An 18,559-nucleotide genomic window follows, 5' to 3' on the forward strand; every position below is an offset into this window, starting at 1 on the left:
GGCCGGGGCCATCAGACGGCCTGCCCGACGCCCCAGAAGAAGTTCACCAGCGTGACCGCGGCGCCGCAGATGATCGCCGCCCCGCAGGAGACGAGGACGCCGACCTTGCCGCGGCTGGCGAGGTGGGGGTTGCTGCTGTTCGATCCGAGACCCCAGACGATCGCGGAGACGATCAGGGCGAGGACGGAGAGGATCAGGCCCACCGTCATGACGGCGCCGACGATGATGCGCAGCTGCTCGATGCCGGGAAGACCTGAGCTGTTGGGGTCGATGTCGATCATGGTTGGGCTCCTTGGCTGGTCGAGACGGGGTTCTCGCCTAGCAGGTGCACACCGCCGCCCCTGCGGCGAACCGTCGGCCTACAGCTGGGTGCCGAGGTCAAGGAGGAAGTTGACCCAGGCGACTCCGGCTCCGGCGAGGGCTGCGGCGCCGACCGATACCCACAGGCCGGTGCGGGCCTTGGTCGCCGCTTGATAGTTGCCGCTGGATGAGGCGACGGCCCAGACGATGGCGCAGACGAGCAACATCAGGACGGCGGTGATGAGCACGAACATCAGCAGTGCGCCGACGATGGACTGCAGCTCGGCCGCGGCGCCGACGCCGTCGAAGTCGGGGAACACGCCCATCAGGCACCCCCGTGCGTCGTGCAGGTGGCGAGGGTCGTGTCGCCTGCGGTGATGCCTTCGGCGGCGTGGTCGGTGAGCCAGGCGTCCGCGTCGACGGGGTCGTGCCCCCTCCCGCCAGGGTGGATTTCCAGGTGCAGGTGCGGGCCGGTGGACTTACCCGAGGATCCGACATCGCCGATGTGCTGTCCCGCAGTGACCGTCTGCCCCTCGGTGACGTGGATGCTGGTCTCCCACATGTGGGCGTAGTACGACGCGACTCGTTCCCCGTTCACGGTGTGTTCGATGATGACGAGGCCGCCGTAGTTGCCGGTGTACTCGGCGTGCACCACGAGGCCGTCGGCGACGGCGAGGATCGGTGTGCCGTCCGCGGCGGCGAAGTCGGACCCTGCGTGGAACGCCTGTTCCCCGGTCATCGGGTCCTCACGCCACCCGAACCCGCTGGTGCGCACCCAGGTCCCCTCCGGCAGCGGGAACACCAGCCGGGTGGTCTCCGGCACGACCGGCACCTCACCTGACCCGTTCCCAGTGCCGGTGGGGCGGGTGAGGGCGGTGAGGATCGCCTCGGCGACGGGCTGGTAGTTCTGGTACCGACCCGGGTATTCCGACACCTCGACCGCCTGCGCCGCGTCGCCCGGGTCGAGTTGCTGCCAGCCGGGGATGTCGAGCAGGCCCCGAGGGGATGGGTAGTTCGGGCCGGTCGGGCCGCCGTAGAACGCGCGGGCCTGGTAGCCCGCGTCCATGAGTTCCGCGACGGTGCCCCACCCGGACGCGGGTCGCATCTGGAACAGCCCGAGACTGTCGTGATCGGTGCCGTCACCGTCGTGGGGGTAGTCCGCCGACTCGGGATACGCGCCGGTGTTGGCGAGCATCCGCAGACGCGATTCGGTGAGCGCGGCCGTGAGCGCGATGACCACGCCGGGCCGGCCGACCCCGGAGGTCTGCGAACCGGTGGTGATGATGGTGGCGGCATGGGTGAGCTGGGTGCGGTTCAGCGTCACCGTGGCGCCGTCGCGAGTGGTGGCGGCCAGCGAGTCGGGGATCGGTCCGACCCGCAGCGACCCGGGCAGGCAGGTCGCGGTCGCGGCGGGGTTCAGGAGCGTGGCGACGCCGATGAGCACTGTCGCGGGGGCGAAGAACAGCAGCGCGACGAGCAGGACACCCAGCTTCCGCATCACGACGACACCGGTTCTCAGCGGAGGGGGTTGTCGAGCTCGGACAGCCGCAGCAGCTCACACGCCCCGCTCCCACTGTGACCCGGGGTCGGGGGTGTGCAGATCATGAACACCGTGAACGCCACAGGTCGGGATGCCTCGAGGGGGGTGGTGTCCCAGATGCCGTCGCGGTGCCTCGTGCCGGTGACCGTGATCGCGGTGGCCCCGTCAGGGATCTGCCCGGGCGCGGCCTGCGTCAGAGCGGTCTCCCACGTCTCGGGGACGAACGCGTCGTCGATGGTGATCCACTGGCGGGTCTGGTACTGCCGCAGCTGCGCCCACGCCTCCGCGGTGGGGAGGTAGGCGCGCACGTCGGCGATCAACGCATCCGCCTCCGAGCCGTGCGCGACATCAGCGAGCACCTGCGCGTAGTCGGCAGGATTGTACCCAGAAGCGGTATCCCAGGTGAACAGCGCGGTCGCCGCATTGCGGGCGAACACCACCGCGTCACCGAAATGTGACACTGGCCCAGGTGCAGGAGCGTCCGGTCGGCCCGGGATCGCGGTTGCGGACGGGGACAGGCGGCCCGTGGTCTCGGGGTCGGGTGTGGCGGGGCCGCGGAGGAGTCCGTAGATGCCGAGGCCGACAAGGATCAGCAGGGCAAGACCCCCGGCAGTTACGGCGATCAGCAGACGACGACGGCGACGGTCGGCAGCAGGGTCCATGCGCGGGTCTCCCATCCAGGCAACGGGGTTGGTGTCGCTGGGAAGGTGCACCCGCACCGTCGTCGGTTCAGGCGGTCCGTTCGGCCTGGGCCTGCCTGGCGGTGCGGGCGGCGTCGGCAAACGCGATCGTGCCGGCGAGGGTCTGTTCGAACCGGGCCCATTGCTCATCCGTGAGCGCTGTGCCGATCACGGTGGGGTCGTAGTGGGTCCACCAGGAGCCCATGTCGTCCCAGGTGGCCGTGAACACGGTCAGCGGGAACGGCACCGGCGCGCTCGCCTCGACCGCCGTCAATACCGGCCGTTTGCCTTTACGGGCGGTGGCTTTCGCTGCCTTGACGCGGGCGAGCGCGGCCGTCGCCAGCGCGTCCAGCTCCGCGGCCTTCGCCGCCCGCTCGGCATCCCGGATCGTCGCGGCCTCCGCGCGAGCCTGCCCGCGCACTTCCTCGGGCTGGGCCGGGTCGGCCGCGAGGCGGTCAAGCTCGGCGAGGGACAGTTCCGCGTTCATCCGCAGGTGCGAAGGGTGCACGCTCCCGCCGGCGTGGAGGCGTGCGAGCTCCTCCGCGGCCTGACGGCGCACCGCCGCCGGTTGGGACTCGTCGGCGGCGAGGTCTTCGATCCGGCCGATACGTTCCAGCGACGTGTGCGAGTCCCGGCCGGTCACCATGATCGCCGCCTGCGAGCGGGACTTGCCGTGCGCGAACTGCGGTGGTGGCAACTTGCCACCACCGTCCTCCTCGGCGTCGTCGGCGGTACGGAAGCGGGTGGCTTCCTGGCGGCGGGTGGCGTCCTCTGCCAGCAGAGCCTTGAGCTCCCGGTACAGGCCGGCGGCCTCCAGCTGGGTCAGGGGCTTGTGGAGGAGGTTGTCGTCCTGCTCCGCCAGGAGTTGTCCGAGCCGGTCCGAGACGCCGCTGCGGACCCACACGTTCACGGTCTTGATGCCGAGGACCCGGAGCGCGGCCAGACGCCGGGCGCCGCAGATCAGGTGCCCGGTCGGGGTGACGGTGATCGGCTGCAAGAGCCCGCTGCGGCGGATCGACTCGACCAGCGGGGAAAGGTCCCCGAGGTCGTGGCGGTGCCGGAGCCCGACGACGATGGACTCGACGGTGCGCTCCAGCTCGATGTGCCCAGCCGGCGCGCTCATCGCCCCTCCGGTCCCGGATCGAACCCAGGGGCAGCGAGACTCGCAGCCAGAACGAGATCATCGTCTGCCAGGAGCGCACGCAGCGGTTCGCCGATCAGTAGCCGCAGCAGCACACCACGGCCCGCGTTCGTGTGCGCGAGTTGCGGGTCAGGGGCACCGAGGACGACCCGCAGCAGCCCCATCCAGGACGCGGTGGGCAGGTCGAGGAGGGCGCGAGCCTGCCGGTCCCGGCGCAGCACCTCGAACGCCGACGCCCGCGACGGCGCCAGCGCGAGGCGGGCCGTCACATACTCGACCGCCGCGCGCGCCGTCTCTGGCCGCCAGCCGAGCAGGCCGAGCAACGCGATCGTGTCCTCGACCGCCGAACCCGCATCCACCACCGACCCCGGCCCCGCGTCTTCCTCGTCGGTGTCGGTGAAGGGGGCGACGTGGAAGGCGGGGTGGTAGTCGGTCAGCGGGTTCTCCCGGTCACTGAACCGCTCCGCGTCATGGAACACCGAGTAGCGGGGGCGGCGGGCCTGGTGCACGGAGCACAGCAGCCCGTTGCCGCGCTCCTCGCCGATGCAGGTGACCTTCACCGCGCGGGTTACCACCGCCCACGGGTCATCCGCGCGTCGTGTGGCGGCGCCTCGCATCGCCTCGAACGCCGCGCTGGCGGCTTCCCACGGGTCCAGGCCGTGTTTCTTCGCCAACGCCGCGTACTTCTGCGCCGCGTGGCGCATCAGCGCGGCCGCCTCCGGGTCGGTGCGCCACGCGCCGCGGCCTGCGTCGTGCAGTCGGTTCAGCAGGGCGCGTAGCGCCTCCGAGTCCTCGAAACGATCCCGCACCGGGCGGGTCCTTGTTGTGGGCATTCCGGCACCTCCTGACCAGGAGGTGCGCACACACTCCCCAGCCGGCGCGCTCCGCGCTCTCCCGCCGGGGGCATACATCGGTTACCCCAGCCCGATCCCGGAACGCGACACCCACGAGAACCGATCCCCACCGCCCTGGCCGAACGCGGCAACCGGCGGCAACCGCCGCGCACGATCCCCAGCCCCCACCCCGAGACGCTGGACGCCGCGACGAGTCGCTCCCGCGGCGTGCACCGGCAGAGAGCGGGTGCGGCGGGCGAGCTCGGCCTGGAAGTCGATTCCGCGCCCGGCGATCCGGGCCGATCGCGACACCAGCAGCTCGCTGGGACGCACCCACTCCACGCCGGACCTTCGTCGCGCCGCCGTTCGTGTGGCGGTCAGCGACGGGTCCCGGTGCCGCGCCAGTTCCGATACCTCCGCCGTCTCAAACGCAACAGCGCGGTGCGGGTGGGTGTCCGGGGTGCGGAGCATGGAACGCGGGGTGATGGTCGGCTCGGTCATACGGTCAGCTCCTTCGGACTCTCCTGCGCATCAGGTGCGACCGGTGCCGCCGCGAACCAGCGCCCCACCGTCGATGGCGCCACCTGAAGGTGCCGGGCGATCGCCTTGTTCGACCACCCCTCCTCCCGCAACCGCACCGCCACCAACCGCCGCCCCACCCGCACCGGCACTGACGCCGACACGTCAGCCGATGCGGCCGGGGCCGGATCGAGCCCCGACAGGACGTCCGTGGCGGTTGCGGTCGCGGGAGCGGGCTCGGTGGTTCGTGAGCGGACGAGCACGACGGTGAGGTGTGTGGAGGCAAGCAGCACCAGCGGCGGCACGGCGGCGACGGATGCCGCGAGGACGGCTGGCACGTCGGCGTCAGCGGCGACGATCGCATGCAGGGCGTTCGCGGTGACCGAGATCAGCGCCCCACCGGCCAACAGCACCCACGGATACCACGCCGCGCGCTGCCCCGCGAGAGCAACGACCGCGACCGTCGCCACGACGATCAGACCATCCACGATCACCGGCCACGCCCACGCCTGCCCCGCCGCGACCCCGGAACGATGGGCGAGATCAGCCAGAGCGGTGAACGACAACCAGAACGCTCCCGCCGCGATGAACACCGTCCCCGCGACCGCCGTCACCACCGCCAGCCGCCCGCCCCGCGCCCCCACCTCGGCCATCACGACAGCACCCGGCTTCGAGACCCCATCGCTCGACGCCCCGAATCGTCGCGCGATCTCGCATCAGCGCCGGTCGGGGCCGCACCGGCGCCGACGGCGCGGTACGCGGAGCGGATCGTGGCGAACACCTCGCGCGACGGCAGTCCCGCATACTCCGCCGCAGGCCCCAGCACATCCAACGCGGCGTTCGGCGGTGCGCCGGCTTCTGCGAGTCGGCACGCGGCCCAGAACAGGCCACGGTTGCGTTCGCCCTCCCCGAGAGCGGCGACCCACCCGGCCAGCCGCCGCGCATCCTGATCCCGCGACACCCCACCCGCCCGGACCGACGGTCCGGGGCGAGGATCAAGGAACTCCCGCAGCGCGACGGCATCCACCGGCCCAGGGGCTGACTGTGCTCCGCTGATCAGCTCGTACCGGCACGGACGACCCTCCGATGTCATGACGGTTGAGGGTGGGACGATGATGTACCCGCCGGTGCCGCGGAAATCCACCCGCGCGCCTGTGGCCTGCCACGACGACTTTGGCCGCTCGGGATCGGCCGGGAAGTAGGCGTGCATCCCGCCCGAAGGCGTGCGCACCAACGCCACCCACCCACTCACGAGCCCCGCCTGCCGGGCTCGGTCGAACGCCGCGAACCCCGACCCGGCAGCCTTCCGATCCACGTCGACGACATCCAGACCCGACGCGGCTCCCGTCGGCACGCCGATGTTCGCGGCAGGCCACCGCCGCCACCACGACCCGACCTGACCGGCATCCGTGGTCGCCTCATGGAATCCATGCTCCACCAGGGGCCGCTTCCCGCCCGGCACACACGGGAACACCGGCACCCCCGTCATCGCGATCCGCGACGCGGCATCCGGCAGCGACATCCCCGCGACCGCGCCGAACAGGCGCGCGACGTCCATCACAGGCTCCTCACCGCGACACCCGGCACCGGACGCGCCGGTTCGATAGTGGCTGGCGGTGTCCGCTCGGCGCGCGGCGGCGTCGCCTCGCGGGTCAAACCGGGCGGATCACCGCCGCCGAGTTGCACCGTGTCGAGAGCGTCGAGGATCACGGCGACGGTCTTCCGCACCCGTTCCCCGGTGACCTGCACCACCTCGGCGGGGTCCTTGTCCGTGACCGTGCCGGCCCAGCCGGAGACGTACGGGATCGTGTAGGCGGTGGTGTCCATGCCGTGCGCGGCGCCGATCATCAAGGCCACTGACTCCGCCTCCACCTCGCCGATCCCGCGGTGCCTCGCCCAATCCGGGTTGTCGGGGCCGTGCAGGCGGACGTGGCCGAGCTCGTGCGCGAGGGTCTTCGCCTGCGCGGCCGGGTCCATGTTCGTCCTGACCGCGACTGTCCGCGCCCGGTAGTCGGTCAGGCCGTTCGCCCCGCCGATCATGCCCTCGTGCTCCACCCGCAGCACCCGGTAGCCATCCGCCTCCACCAGCGCCGCCAGCCCATCCCACAGCCCTGCGGGCGCGTCGCCCTCCAGCAGCCGCGGTGCCGGACGCTCCGGAATCGGATTACCCGTGGTCTGGGAGACATCCCAGACGTAGGCGGGGCGGGCGGAGATCATCTGGGAGCGCACCGCCTCACCAGGCTTGGGCTTCTCGAACCTCCCGAGCTGCCGCCACGACCCGGCGTCCTGCGGCGTCGTCGACGCGAACCGGCCCATCACCGGGGCGAAGATCATGTAACCCGGCTGCCCCTTCGCGACCTGGCGGCCGAGCGACTGCCACTGCTTGTATCCGGCGACATACGACGGCTCCGGGTCCGGCACCCGACCCTTCTCGAACGCGTCCAGGTGCTGAGACCAGATCAGCAGCGTGTTCCCGAACGACCGCGAGCGAAACCGCGCCGCGAAAACCAGCGCCCGCCGCCAGTCATCTCCGGATACCAACTGCGCGACGGCAGCGGCCAGGCGCTCATGGAGCGCGTCAAGCTTCGCGTCTCTGTCGTCTCTGCTGGTCTCGGTCGCCATGGCCGCATCCCCTTCGTCACGCCGGCCCGGGACCGGCGGATGCCGAAGGGCAGGTACGTCAGGAACACCACAGAGCAGGATGAGACAATCACCGCGGCTGGGTACCGCGACGACCGACAGGTGCAGCAGTGAACCCGACGATCACCTACCAGGTACTCGTTCCGAACGACGACGTGCCCGATCAGGTCGCGAAAACGACCAGATCGATGACACCGATGGCGCGATCGGTGCGCGTGTCGAGTTGGCCGGCGTGCGCTTCACCTACTTGTTTCGTCGGTGCCGCCGCGCATACTCGGACGGCCTAAGTCCGACAACCTCGGTGAACACGCGGCCTGCGTAGCTGCGGCTCATCCAGCCGACCTCACGGTACGCGCTCACGAGGGCGATATCCGTTTGCCGAAGAAGCCGCGCGAGTTCTTCCGCTCTGAGCCTGTTTAAGTACGCAAGCGGTGTTTGCCCGTAGGAGGCGATCATCACACGGCGGACCTGAGAAGGTGACAGATGCACAAGCTCCGCGAGTTCGGCCAACGGCCATCGTCTGGCGAGGTTCTTCCGGAAGGCGAGCGCGATGGTTCTTGCTTCGTGACGTTGAGGCTCGTTGCTGGCACACGTGCGCCCCGCAAATGCAGGCCCTACCCGTGCTTCCGCTGGATCGCCTCGTGCCAACGACACAAGGGAGGGGAGGATCGTGTCGAGCACGGCGGTGAGGTCCGAGACGAATCGATAGAACCGACTCCCGAAGTGCCCATCGATCGTCAACGACACAAGCTCGTCCAGCTGGGACGAGATCATGCCCATCCGCTCTTCGCCCATGCGGACAGCGAACACCGGGTCCGGGTAGCGGCATGTCAGCATGTCGGCAGCATCCGCACGCGCGGCAAGCCGCGCCGCGAAACGCCACCGAACCAGATCGGCGACGAGGTCCATGTCGGCCTCGATGGTCGTCACTGTCGTCATGCCCTCTGGTTCGAAACGGCACTGAGCATCGGGCGCCACTACGACGACATCGCCCGCGCAGACATGATGACAATCGTCGTAGACGATCGAACCGCTCCGGATCAGAACGAACCTCACCCGGCGCCGCGCAGGCTCACACCATGGCGTCCGATGCGTGCGCGACCACGCTCCGAGAGGTGGATGCGCATCATTCTCCGTGCGCGACGGCAGCACCGAAGCCTGCCGTAGCAGAGGGACTGTCTGAAGTGGGGTGCGTGGGGCGGGTTTGTTCTGAAGGAAGTTGGCAGCGAGCTACACGACCGCGATGGTGGGCGGGGCGATGCTCGGTCCCGTGTTCCGAGTCGTGACGGGAGTCACCACGGCGAGATAGTGTGAAACCCTGGGAATCTCGGCCGATCGCGACCGCAAAGGCCCGAGGCGCTGGTTCCGGGTGGTGACCGGCGACCTGAAGGTCTGGTGCGCCAACGACGTATCCCGATGAATGAGTCTCAACACATCGCTCCGCCCGTGGACTCGCTTGGTTGACACGTCGCGACTCCAGGGTCACGTGCTCGACTCCGAAGCGACCCGCCGTTCAGCGATTGTCTGAGCCCCGGACATCCAGTTGGTCGCCGGGACCTCCGTCACGACGACGCGCACAGTTTCAATGGGCGTAGAGAGCGCGTCAGCCACGGCATGCGCGACGCCGCGCATTGCAGCCCCGATGCTCGCTGGCTCGCGCCCTTCCACCAGGGTGATGTGGACAAATGGCATCATCTTCTCCTTTGCCGGCGCGCTGTCTAGCCGCGCACGAATACGGAACCAAGGGTGGAGAACTCAGCGGATACATGGTCGCCGAGCCTTAAGGGGATGGCGTCGGTCATCCCTCCGGTCAGTACCAGGTCGCCGGCGGCGAGGAATCGTCCGCGGGCGGCGAGCTCGTTGGCGGCAAGGGCCAACGCCTCCGCGGGGTGGCCTTGTACGGCGGCGCCCGTGGCTGTGGCGACGACCGAGCCATTGATGCTGAGGACGACCGCTTCATGGAGGAGATCGAGACGGTTGGTGCTGGCGCTGATCGGGCCGAGGCAGAAGAATGCGCTGGATGCATTGTCGGCCACCACGTCCGCGAGACCGAAGTCGTAGTCGTTGAATCGGCTGTCGATGATCTCAAGGCCGGCATAGACGCGTTCCACAGCGCCAAATGCCAGCGCGGAGGTCACGTTCGGTCCACGAAGGTCACGTCCGAGGACGAAGACGATCTCAGGTTCGACTCGCGGATGGATGAGTCTTGCTAAGGGCACAGGCGAGTCGGCAGGGAGGACGTGACTCCTGAGAAGAGTCCCGGTCAGCGGTGACGAGATTCCCATTCGCACTTGCTTCGCTCGGCTCGTGAGGCCGAGCTTGGTGCCTACAATGCCGTCTCCCTGCTCCAGCTTTGTGCGTATGCCTTCAGCCTGTACTCGGTATGCGGATTCGACATCGAGCTCGGTCCACTCAGCGGTGAGGCGCCCTCGTGGGCGGAGCCGCGCTTCGGCCTCCAGCAGTGCCCCTGACATGTGGGCGATTTCGTCGGTATTCATGAGGCATTCCCCTGGTCTGGATCGGAAGGCAGCCGGGTCGAGACCGTGCCGAGTCCTCCGAATGAGGCGGTGACGACGTCCCCCGGCTTCAGCTGCACCATCGGTGTCATCGCACCGGGAAGGATCACGGAGCCTGCTGTCAGCGTGACTCCACGCGTGCCGAGGGTGTTGGCGAGCCACGCGACAGCGGATAGGGGAGATCCCATGACGGCCGCTCCTGCGCCGGAATGGGTGATCTCCCCGTTCCGGTAGAGCACCGTCCCGGTGAGGCGCAGGTCGCTGGCGTCCAGAAGTGTTGGACGAGTTCCGAGGACCACTCCACCGCAGGAGGCGTTGTCGGCCACAGTGTCCACGAGGGTGATCTCCCAGTCGCGAATGCGGGAGTCGACAATCTCGAGCGCTGCGACAACATGGTCTACTGACCGCGCAACCTGCGCTGTGGTAATCCCAGGTCCAACGAGGTCACGTCCAAGGACGAAGGCGATCTCGGGCTCCGCTCGCGGCTGCCAGAGCTTCCCCTCAGGCAGGTCGTCGCCGGTTTCGAAGAAGGAGTCGTCGAAGAGGTGCCCGAAGTCGGGCTGGGTGACTCCCAGCTGTTGCTGCACGGCCAGCGAAGTCAGACCTACCTTATGTCCGCTGACTCGCCGGCCGTGTCCGAGCCAGTGTTCAACTGTGATTCGCTGCACCGCGTACGCGTCATCGAGGTCGAAGTCGGGGTATGTCGCTGAGAGCGGTGGGATGGGACCGCTCTGTGCGGCTGACAGCAGCATTCGAGCCGCGCGCGTCCGGTCATCGATGTGATCAAGGGGAGTCCTCGGATCAGCGTTCATACGTCACCTCGCTCCTCTCGAGAGCAGCTCCAGTGCGATGTCGACGATCAGGTCCTCTTGGCCGCCGATCAGTCCTCGTCGGCCTACCTCGACGAGAATGTCCCTTGCGTCGAGTCCGTATCGCTCGGCGGCGGTTTCCGCGTGCCTCAGGATGCTCGAGTATGCGCCGCTGAATCCGAGGGACAGCGTCTGCCTGTCGACGCGAACGGGACGGTCCTGAAGGGGACGTACGAGGTGGTCTGCGGCATCCTGCAGGGCAAAGAGGTCAGCGTCGAGCGACCAGCCTTCGACAAGTGCAGCAGCGACGAACGCCTCGATCGGTGTGTTGCCCGCGCCGGCGCCCTGGCCGGCCAGCGAGGCGTCGACGCGGTCGGCGCCGGCTTCGACGGCCGCCATCGAGTTTGCGACCGAGAGGGAGAGGTTCTCGTGCGCGTGGATCCCGATCTGCGTCTCCGGCTGGAGCGCGGCGCGAACGGCGCTCACTCGCTCATGAATTCCGGACGGCGTCAGGTGTCCCGCGGAGTCGGTGACGTACACGCAGTGCGCGCCGTACGACTCCATCAGTTGTGCTTGCCGGGCGAGCGTCTCGGGGCTGGCAAGGTGCGACATCATGAGAAACCCCGAGACGTCCATACCCAGGGCTCGGGCCGACGCGATGTGCTGCGCCGCGACATCGGCCTCGGTGCAATGCGTCGCGACACGCACCGACCGCGCGCCATGGGCGTGTGCACTGTTGAGGTCACGTACGGTCCCGATACCCGGGATCAGCAGAACGGTCACTGTCGCGCGCGTCACTGCGGATGCCACAGCTTCGATCCACTCGAGGTCGGTGTGGGAGCCCGCTCCGTATGTCAGCGTGGACCCACCCAACCCGTCACCATGACAGACCTCGATCGCATCCACGCCTGCGTTGTCGAGCGCTTTCGCTATCGCTACCACGTTCGCCGGATCCAGACGGTGTCGCACGGCGTGCATACCATCGCGAAGCGTGACGTCCTGAAGGTAAAGGTCCCTACCCGCCGTGTCGTTCACTGCGGCGCTCCTTCCACCGGGCCGGCGACGGCGAGGTGCTCCGCCGCGCGGAGGGCGGCGGAGGTCATGATGTCCAGGTTCCCGGCGTACTCCGGCAGATACATCGCCGCGCCCTTCACCTGGAGGAAGACCGTGATGCGGGTGTACCGCGCCGATCCCTCGCTGCCCTCCGTCGGCGACAAGAGAGGGCTGCACTCTGTACCCACATCGGTGAACTGGACCGGTCGGGTCAAGCCGTAGCCCGGTACGTACTCCGCCACCGCCGCCGCGCGCCCGCGGACAGCCTCGGCGACGGAGGCTCGTGCCGCGTCGTCGAGGCGATCGGTGAGTACCTCGACAGTGTCCCGCATGATCATCGGAGGGTCAGCGGGGTTGAGGATGATGATCGCCTTTCCCCGGGCGGCGCCTCCGACCTTTTCCAGTGCTGTCGCGGTCGTCTCGGTGAACTCGTCGATGTTCGCGCGCGTGCCCGGACCGGCCGAGTTCGCTGCGATCGACGCGATGATCTCCGCGTAGTGGACAGGAGTGACCGCGGAGATCGCGGCGACGATGGGAATCGTCGCCTGACCGCCGCAGGTCACCATGTTCACGTTGTCGGCTCGCTCGTGCTCAGCGGCGTTCACTGCCGGTACGACGAACGGTCCGAGGGCCGCGGGCGTGAGGTCGACGATGCGCTTACGGTAAGGGGCCAGTCGCGCGGAGTTTTCGATATGCGCGCCAGCGCTCGTCGCGTCGAACACGATGCCGATGTCGTCGAACTGTCTGCTGCGAACCAGCCCGTCCACCCCGTCTGAGGTGACCTCGACCCCGAGACGTGAGGCGCGCGCGAGTCCGTCTGACTCGGGATCGATGCCGACCATCACCGCCATCTCCAGGATCCTGCTCAGCCGGATCACTTTGAACATGAGGTCAGTGCCGATGTTGCCGGATCCGATGATCGCGACCTTTGTCCTGGTCACTTCGGCTGCCGATCGGTGTCGGGCGCGTTGGCTGAGGGGATGTAGGCGAGTCCGTGCGCGCCAGGCTCCCCGAGCTTCGGGATCTCGGCAATTGCCGTACGTTGTAGCGCCTCGACATCGATCATCTCGACCGTGGATGAGGTGACGCACGAGACGTAGGCGCGAGATCCATCAGGTGAGGAAGACATGGTGAGCGGGAACCGCCCCTCGATCTCCACTTCGCCACGCAACGAACGCGTCTGGGGGTCGAAGACGCTGATGCGGGCTGCGGCATGCGCGCCGAGCTTCGAGCTGGCGTCGGGGGACATCCGCAGCTCGCCGGCGAGGAGCGACCCCTTTGATGTCAGATGTACCGGGAACACGATGTTCTCGGTTGGCAGAACGCAGACGACCTCGCGTGATGCGGTGTCGATCACGCGGACGCCGCGCTCAGGGCGCTCGGCAGCTGTGCTGGGCGCGAAAGAGCCGTACGGTGCGGCAACATAGAGCTCGCGTCCGTCGGCGGAGACGGCCAGCCCCTCGCTTCCGGGAACCGCGATCCGATCGATCAGAGCGTCAGTCGCGAGGTCGACGACCGACACGAAGGGCGCTTCCTTGTTCGTGGCGTAGCCGTAGCGTCCGTCGGGGTCGGTGATGAACCAATGCGGTCCGAACGCCCCCGTATTGATGCGCTTCAGGACCTTGCGTGAGCGCGTGTCGACGACGACGACGCCGCCGGTGCGCGCATCATCGCCCTCGACGCTGACGTAGAGACGCTGGTGGTCGGCATCGAGGGCGAGTCCATGGGGGCCGAGGTGCCCATCGAGGTCGACGACTTCGACAACTGTCTGGGAGTCGGGATCGATCGCCGTGAGCTGCGTTCGCCGCCCCGCGTTGGCGTGGTAGTACCCGCCGAAATAGGTGCTCGTGCACCAGAGCATGCGAGTACTTTCATCGAAGCAGAGTTCGTGCGGTTCGGCGGGCAGGGCAAGCTGACCGGTGCTTTCGAGGGTGAAGGCGTCCAGGAAAGAGACCGTTGGGCCGCTCTGACTGACGACGGCGAGTATGTCTCTCGCGGGGTACGCGAACGGGGCGGGCATCAGGGCTCCTCTTCGTCGAGTGGATGACTTCATCCAGGCTCGACGAAGCGCACATTGCCGTCAATGCAATGGTTTGCAACTTATAGTTATCAGATCTGATATGCGTCTGAATGACGGTGTCAGGCGTGGTGGGCGAACACATCGCGCAAATGTGAGCGCAACCACCGATGGCCGGCGTCGGCGCTCATTCGCGGATGCCATGCCATTCCGATATCGAGTGGCGGTAGGTCGAGAGGTATCTCGAAGGTGCGAAGAGCGAGGCTTGCTGCCACGTCCTCGAGCCATCCTGCGGGCACGATGCTCACGAGGTCACTCGCCGCTGCGGTCAGCATTGCGCCTGTGTGGCTGGGGATGACGGATGCGACGCGCCTGCGTAGCCCGCGGGCCGCGAGTGCGTCGTCGATGGGTCCGCGTCGCTTGCCGCGTCTTGAAACGCTGATGTGCGAGGCGTCGGCGAAGGTCTCGGCATCGATGGTTCGATCGAAGAGCGGATGAGAAGCCCGTGCGATACCAGCAAGGGGCACCGTCGCCATGCTGAGTGTCATCACCTCGACATCGATGTGGTCGAGAACGCCGATCTCGACGTCGACCGAGCCGTCCCGGAGTCCTTGCCCGCCTTCGATGGTCTCTGGCCGGAAGATGATCCCCACGCCGGGCGCTTCCGCTCGCAGCAAGGCGAGAAGGCGCGCGGCGACTCCGGCGAGGAACAGGTCGGCGATCTGCACCGTGAACACGCGCTCGGTCGTCGCGGGGTCGAACGTCGAATCCGTGCGGGAGAGGCTGTCGGTGCGCCGGACGATCTCGTCCACCTCTGCGCGCAACTGAAGCGCGAACGGTGTTGGCACGAGCGTTCGGCCGGCCCTCACGAGGAGTGGATCATCGAGCTCGATCCTCAGCCGCGCCAGCGTCCGACTCATGGCAGCGGATGATGTGCGCAGTCGCTCCGCGGCTTTTGTGACACTGGTCTCCTCCAGAAGTGCCTGCAACGGGCGTAGGAGATTCAGGTCCACGGGGGGAAGGCTATCGCGCGATGCCTGGGAAGGCGCCCCGATCAGCGAAGGAAGCGGTCGGCCATCCCTCGCAGGGCTGAGGGTGTGAGAGTGCGTCCTTCGACGAGGATGGCGTAAAGCAGGGGTCCGACGAGCTCTGCGGTACGGCCTGGGCTTTCCGCGCCGGACATGTCCACCGCCGTCCGTGCCACGATGCCTCGCGCGGCTGCCCCCAGGATGTCCGCACTCTGGAGCAGTTCGGCGACTGCAGGGTCGTGCTGGGCTTCGCCCAAGAGTGCGCGATAGGCGAGCCCGGCATCCGATGTCGTGAGGAAGGCGGCGAGTGCGGTGAGGAAGGCCGTGACCTCGACCACGGGATCATGATGCGCAGGAACCTCGAGTTCTCGGGCGGCGTCGCCGGCGCTTGCCTCGAGCAGGATCTCGGCTTTCGATGACCACCAGCGGTACACCGTCTGGCGTCCGACCTTCGCGCGTTCAGCGATGCCCTTCATGGTCATCGACGCGTAGCCCTGCTCGACCAGCATGTCGTCCACCGCGCGCAGCACCGCGAGACGGGCGCTTTCGCTTCTGGGGCGACCAGCACCACGCGTGATCTCTGTCATGGCGCCAGTCTACCCAATTCCGAGACTTGCTGATTCGAAATAGAGGCGCTACTCTTTGAAATAAGAGACAGAGTGTCTCGATATGGAGGGTTGCATGGGTCGGACTCGGGTGATGACCGATCGGTCAGCACGCCTTGCTGTCACCCTGACGGCGGCTGTGAGCATGTTTCTCGTCATGATGGACTCCAGCATCGTCAACGTGGCGCTTCCCTCCATCGCTCGCGACCTGCATGCCTCGTCAACGTCGCTGACTCTTGTGGTGCTGGCCTATCTCGTCGGTGCCGCCGCGACGATGCCGCTGTCCGGGTGGCTCGCGTCCCGCTGGGGTGCGCGGAGTGTGCTTCTCCTCGCCTTGGTCGTCTTCGCGCTCGCGTCGCTGGCCTGCGCGCTCTCACGTCAATCCGGAGAGCTGATCGCAGCGCGAGCGGTTCAGGGTCTTGCGGGCGGGGTCCTCACTCCGGTGGGTATGGGCTGGCTTTTGCGGGTCTACCCGAAGGATCAGCGCACGCGAATGGCCGCGATCATCAGCGTCCCGACGGCCCTGGCTCCCGTCGTCGCGCTGGTAGCTGGGGGAGCGATCGTTCAGAACGGGGGATGGACCCCGATCTTCCTCATCAACCTTCCGATCGGTGCTGCGGCGGTCATCTTCGGGTGCCTGGCGCTGCCGCGTACGCCTGTTGCAGAGGCTCCGCCTCGTCTGGAGGCGACGGGAGCCCTTCTCTCGGCTGCCGCGCTCGGGCTCCTCGTCGCTGGCGCGGGCTCCGGGCCTGCGCAGCACTGGTCGGCCGGTCCGACTGTGGCCCTGGTTGCTGGCATCGTCGTCCTCGGGTTCCTCATCTGGCAGCAGGGACGCGCGCGGTCGCCGCTGTTGCATCTTGCGCTGCTTCGGAATCCGCTCTTCGGCGCGACGGCGCTCATCGTGCTGTGCGCTGCCGGTGGCCTGCAGGGAATGCTGTTCATGAGTGCGCTCTTCCTGCAGGAATCGATGGGACTCACGCCGCTGACCGCCGGACTCGCTCTCGTGCCTCAGGCGCTCGGTGTCCTGTTCGGCATCCAACTCGCCAGCCGTGTCCTCTATCGGCTGTTCGGGCCGCGGCGACTGGTGCTGGCGGGGATGACGGGCATTGCCGCGGGCGCGTGCCTGCTGTCAACCGTGGTACCGGGCGGGCCGCAGTGGCTCCTTCCGGGCGGGATGATCGTCGCGGGGGTCTCTTTCGGCCTCGTGCAGGTGTCGTTGCAGACGGCCGCGTTCGCCTCTCTTCCGGTTTCGGAGAGCCCGCACGCAAGCGCGCTGTTCAGCATGATCCGCCAGGTGGGAAGTGCCGCGGGTATCGCCGTGCTCGCTACCGTGCTCGGCGCGTCGGCCGATGCCCTCGGCGACTCCAGCTCCAGCCCCGAGCCCTACCATGCGGCGCTGTGGGCGGCGGGGTTCCTTGCCGCAACGGGCGCCGCGCTCGCGCTGCGGATCCCCGATGCCGACGCCGCACCGATACGGCGGACCTGAACCACTTCACCCATCGCGGCGTCGCCCGCGTCGCCCCAACCCGCACACACGATGTCGTCGCCAACCCTGGCCGACACCACGATTCGAGAATCGAGTACACGACACCATGCCAGACCTTTCCACCTCCGCCGCCCGCCGTCGGGCCGTCCTCGCGACGGCGTTCGCGTTCCTCGTCGCGATGATGGGCACCACGCTGCCGACCCCCCTGTACTCGATCTACTCGGATCAGCTCTCTTTCACGTCGCTCACGGTGACGATCCTGTTCGCTGTCTACGCGGTCGGCGTCGTCGGCGCGTTGCTGCTATTCGGACGCCTGTCGGACGACCTCGGGCGCCGTCCGGTCATGATGGCCTCGCTGACGCTCGCGCTCCTGAGCGCCGTACTGTTCCTCCTTCCTCCGTCGCTGCCTCTGCTCGTCGTCGCACGTGTCGTCTCCGGTCTCGCCGCGGGTCTCATGAGCGGGACGGGGACGGCGGCGATTCTCGATCTCTACGCGCCAGGCCGGAAGGCCGCAGCAGGCACCCTTGCCGTCGCGGTGAACACGGGCGGTCTGGCACTCGGCACGCTGACCGCGGGGATCCTCGCCGCGAACGCGCCGCTTCCGTTGGTCACGCCGTTCGTCGTGCATGCAGCTCTCTGCGCTCTCGCGCTCGTGGGACTCGGGACATGCGCACCGCAGTCGACTCGCCGCGGACCGCTCCGCGTCCGCGCCCACCGTCTGCACGTTCCCCGTGAGATCCGCCCCGCATTCGTGCGTGGCGTACTCGCGGCCGGTGCGGGTTTCGCCGTCACCGGCGTGCTCACCGCGGTGTCGGCGATCCTCCTCGCGCGCTACCTCCACCTCGACAGTCACGCGCTCTCCGGCTTCGTCGTCTTCCTCGCCTTCGCAGGCATGGCGGTGGGACAACTCATCGCGCGAAGGATGCGTCCGCGCGTGAGCCTTGTCGTCGGATGCCTCGGAATCGTCTCCGCCGCGACCGCACTCGCGGGCGCGCTGGCGTTCCTGGTGCTGCCCCTTCTCATCGCGGCGGCGATCGTTCTCGGCATTGCGGCGGGACTCTGCCTCAACGCAGGTATCGCCACGACGGTCGAGAAAGTGGAGCCTGCGCACCGCGGCGAGGTCTCGTCGTCGTTCTTCGCGGGCCTTTACGCGATGCTCGCGGTGCCCGCGATCGGCGTCGGGGTGCTGGCCAACGTCGCCGGGCTGCGCGAGGCGGGACTCGTGTTCACCGGAGTCGTAGGCCTGCTCGCCATCGCCATCGCCGTCCTCGAGGTTGCCTCAGCGCGCACTCCGCGGCGCTGAACCGCACTGCGCCGGAATCCGTCCGTCGGGGCTCGCCTCGACCGTCACGACCACGCAATCTGCCCCGCGTCCCCATAGGCGGGGCGCGG

At 68.2% G+C, this 18,559-nt stretch carries 21 protein-coding genes; 2 read left to right on the forward strand and 19 right to left on the reverse strand.

Going from position 1 to position 18,559, the window contains the following annotated elements:
- Window positions 1-11: 11 nt before the first annotated feature.
- The 19 genes from PP359_RS00185 to PP359_RS00275 form a co-directional block, all read right to left on the reverse strand.
- Window positions 12-281: a DUF6112 family protein gene (locus PP359_RS00185; protein WP_020627604.1), complete on the reverse strand. Its 270-nt coding sequence runs from the start codon at window positions 279-281 to the stop codon at window positions 12-14.
- Window positions 282-359: 78 nt separating this feature from the next.
- Window positions 360-626 carry a DUF6112 family protein gene (locus PP359_RS00190; RefSeq protein WP_499249611.1) on the reverse strand — a complete coding sequence of 89 codons (267 nt, stop codon included), beginning with the start codon at window positions 624-626 and terminating at the stop codon, window positions 360-362.
- Window positions 626-1,798, reverse strand: a complete 1,173-nt coding sequence (locus PP359_RS00195; RefSeq protein WP_499250802.1) for a M23 family metallopeptidase — start codon at window positions 1,796-1,798, stop codon at window positions 626-628. Before PP359_RS00195 ends, PP359_RS00190 begins: the two co-directional genes overlap by 1 nt.
- Before the next feature lie 17 nt (window positions 1,799-1,815).
- Window positions 1,816-2,553, reverse strand: a complete 738-nt coding sequence (locus PP359_RS00200) for a hypothetical protein (protein ID WP_499249612.1) — start codon at window positions 2,551-2,553, stop codon at window positions 1,816-1,818.
- Between the two features lie 16 nt (window positions 2,554-2,569).
- Window positions 2,570-3,643: a ParB/RepB/Spo0J family partition protein gene (locus PP359_RS00205; RefSeq protein ID WP_499249613.1), complete on the reverse strand. Its 1,074-nt coding sequence runs from the start codon at window positions 3,641-3,643 to the stop codon at window positions 2,570-2,572.
- Entirely contained in the window at window positions 3,640-4,494 is an 855-nt protein-coding gene (locus tag PP359_RS00210; RefSeq protein ID WP_499249614.1) for a hypothetical protein, read from the reverse strand. Before PP359_RS00210 ends, PP359_RS00205 begins: the two co-directional genes overlap by 4 nt.
- 81 nt (window positions 4,495-4,575) lie before the next feature.
- On the reverse strand, window positions 4,576-4,995 hold the full coding sequence (locus PP359_RS00215) for a hypothetical protein (RefSeq protein WP_499249615.1): 420 nt from the start codon (window positions 4,993-4,995) through the stop codon (window positions 4,576-4,578).
- Window positions 4,992-5,666 carry a DUF2637 domain-containing protein gene (locus tag PP359_RS00220; protein WP_499250803.1) on the reverse strand — a complete coding sequence of 225 codons (675 nt, stop codon included), beginning with the start codon at window positions 5,664-5,666 and terminating at the stop codon, window positions 4,992-4,994. Before PP359_RS00220 ends, PP359_RS00215 begins: the two co-directional genes overlap by 4 nt.
- Window positions 5,666-6,571 (reverse strand): bifunctional DNA primase/polymerase, encoded by a 906-nt coding sequence (locus tag PP359_RS00225; RefSeq protein ID WP_499249616.1) that lies wholly within the window; start codon window positions 6,569-6,571, stop codon window positions 5,666-5,668. Before PP359_RS00225 ends, PP359_RS00220 begins: the two co-directional genes overlap by 1 nt.
- The gene (locus tag PP359_RS00230; protein ID WP_499249617.1) at window positions 6,571-7,635 is read right to left on the reverse strand and encodes an ArdC-like ssDNA-binding domain-containing protein; all 1,065 of its coding nucleotides are present in this window, start codon (window positions 7,633-7,635) and stop codon (window positions 6,571-6,573) included. The genes PP359_RS00225 and PP359_RS00230 overlap by 1 nt, the downstream gene beginning before the upstream one ends.
- A 261-nt stretch (window positions 7,636-7,896) precedes the next feature.
- Entirely contained in the window at window positions 7,897-8,709 is an 813-nt protein-coding gene (locus PP359_RS00235) for a helix-turn-helix domain-containing protein (protein WP_499249618.1), read from the reverse strand.
- Window positions 8,710-9,135: 426 nt separating this feature from the next.
- The gene (locus tag PP359_RS00240) at window positions 9,136-9,348 is read right to left on the reverse strand and encodes a tautomerase family protein (RefSeq protein WP_499249619.1); all 213 of its coding nucleotides are present in this window, start codon (window positions 9,346-9,348) and stop codon (window positions 9,136-9,138) included.
- A 23-nt stretch (window positions 9,349-9,371) separates the two neighbouring features.
- Window positions 9,372-10,151: a 2-keto-4-pentenoate hydratase gene (locus PP359_RS00245; RefSeq protein WP_499249620.1), complete on the reverse strand. Its 780-nt coding sequence runs from the start codon at window positions 10,149-10,151 to the stop codon at window positions 9,372-9,374.
- On the reverse strand, window positions 10,148-10,981 hold the full coding sequence (locus tag PP359_RS00250; RefSeq protein ID WP_499249621.1) for a 2-keto-4-pentenoate hydratase: 834 nt from the start codon (window positions 10,979-10,981) through the stop codon (window positions 10,148-10,150). The genes PP359_RS00245 and PP359_RS00250 overlap by 4 nt, the downstream gene beginning before the upstream one ends.
- A gap of 3 nt (window positions 10,982-10,984) precedes the next feature.
- Window positions 10,985-12,013 (reverse strand): 4-hydroxy-2-oxovalerate aldolase, encoded by a 1,029-nt coding sequence (gene dmpG, locus PP359_RS00255; protein ID WP_499249622.1) that lies wholly within the window; start codon window positions 12,011-12,013, stop codon window positions 10,985-10,987.
- Window positions 12,010-12,972: an acetaldehyde dehydrogenase (acetylating) gene (locus tag PP359_RS00260; protein ID WP_499249623.1), complete on the reverse strand. Its 963-nt coding sequence runs from the start codon at window positions 12,970-12,972 to the stop codon at window positions 12,010-12,012. Before PP359_RS00260 ends, dmpG begins: the two co-directional genes overlap by 4 nt.
- Window positions 12,969-14,051: a YncE family protein gene (locus PP359_RS00265; RefSeq protein ID WP_499249624.1), complete on the reverse strand. Its 1,083-nt coding sequence runs from the start codon at window positions 14,049-14,051 to the stop codon at window positions 12,969-12,971. The genes PP359_RS00260 and PP359_RS00265 overlap by 4 nt, the downstream gene beginning before the upstream one ends.
- A gap of 119 nt (window positions 14,052-14,170) precedes the next feature.
- Window positions 14,171-15,061: a LysR family transcriptional regulator gene (locus tag PP359_RS00270; protein WP_499249625.1), complete on the reverse strand. Its 891-nt coding sequence runs from the start codon at window positions 15,059-15,061 to the stop codon at window positions 14,171-14,173.
- 41 nt (window positions 15,062-15,102) lie between these two features.
- The gene (locus PP359_RS00275) at window positions 15,103-15,663 is read right to left on the reverse strand and encodes a TetR/AcrR family transcriptional regulator (protein WP_499249626.1); all 561 of its coding nucleotides are present in this window, start codon (window positions 15,661-15,663) and stop codon (window positions 15,103-15,105) included.
- Window positions 15,664-15,826: 163 nt separating this feature from the next.
- Here PP359_RS00275 and PP359_RS00280 point away from each other — a divergent pair, with 163 nt between their 5' ends.
- Together PP359_RS00280 and PP359_RS00285 are read left to right on the forward strand one after the other, a co-directional pair.
- Complete coding sequence (locus tag PP359_RS00280; RefSeq protein ID WP_499250804.1) at window positions 15,827-17,167, forward strand: MFS transporter; 1,341 nt, start codon at window positions 15,827-15,829, stop codon at window positions 17,165-17,167.
- A 106-nt stretch (window positions 17,168-17,273) separates the two neighbouring features.
- Window positions 17,274-18,470, forward strand: a complete 1,197-nt coding sequence (locus tag PP359_RS00285) for an MFS transporter (protein WP_499249627.1) — start codon at window positions 17,274-17,276, stop codon at window positions 18,468-18,470.
- The last annotated feature ends 89 nt before the right edge of the window (window positions 18,471-18,559 follow it).

Source organism: Sphingomonas sp. BLCC-B65 (assembly GCF_028550675.1).
In the GTDB taxonomy this organism is placed as follows: Bacteria; Actinomycetota; Actinomycetes; order Actinomycetales; family Microbacteriaceae; genus Microbacterium.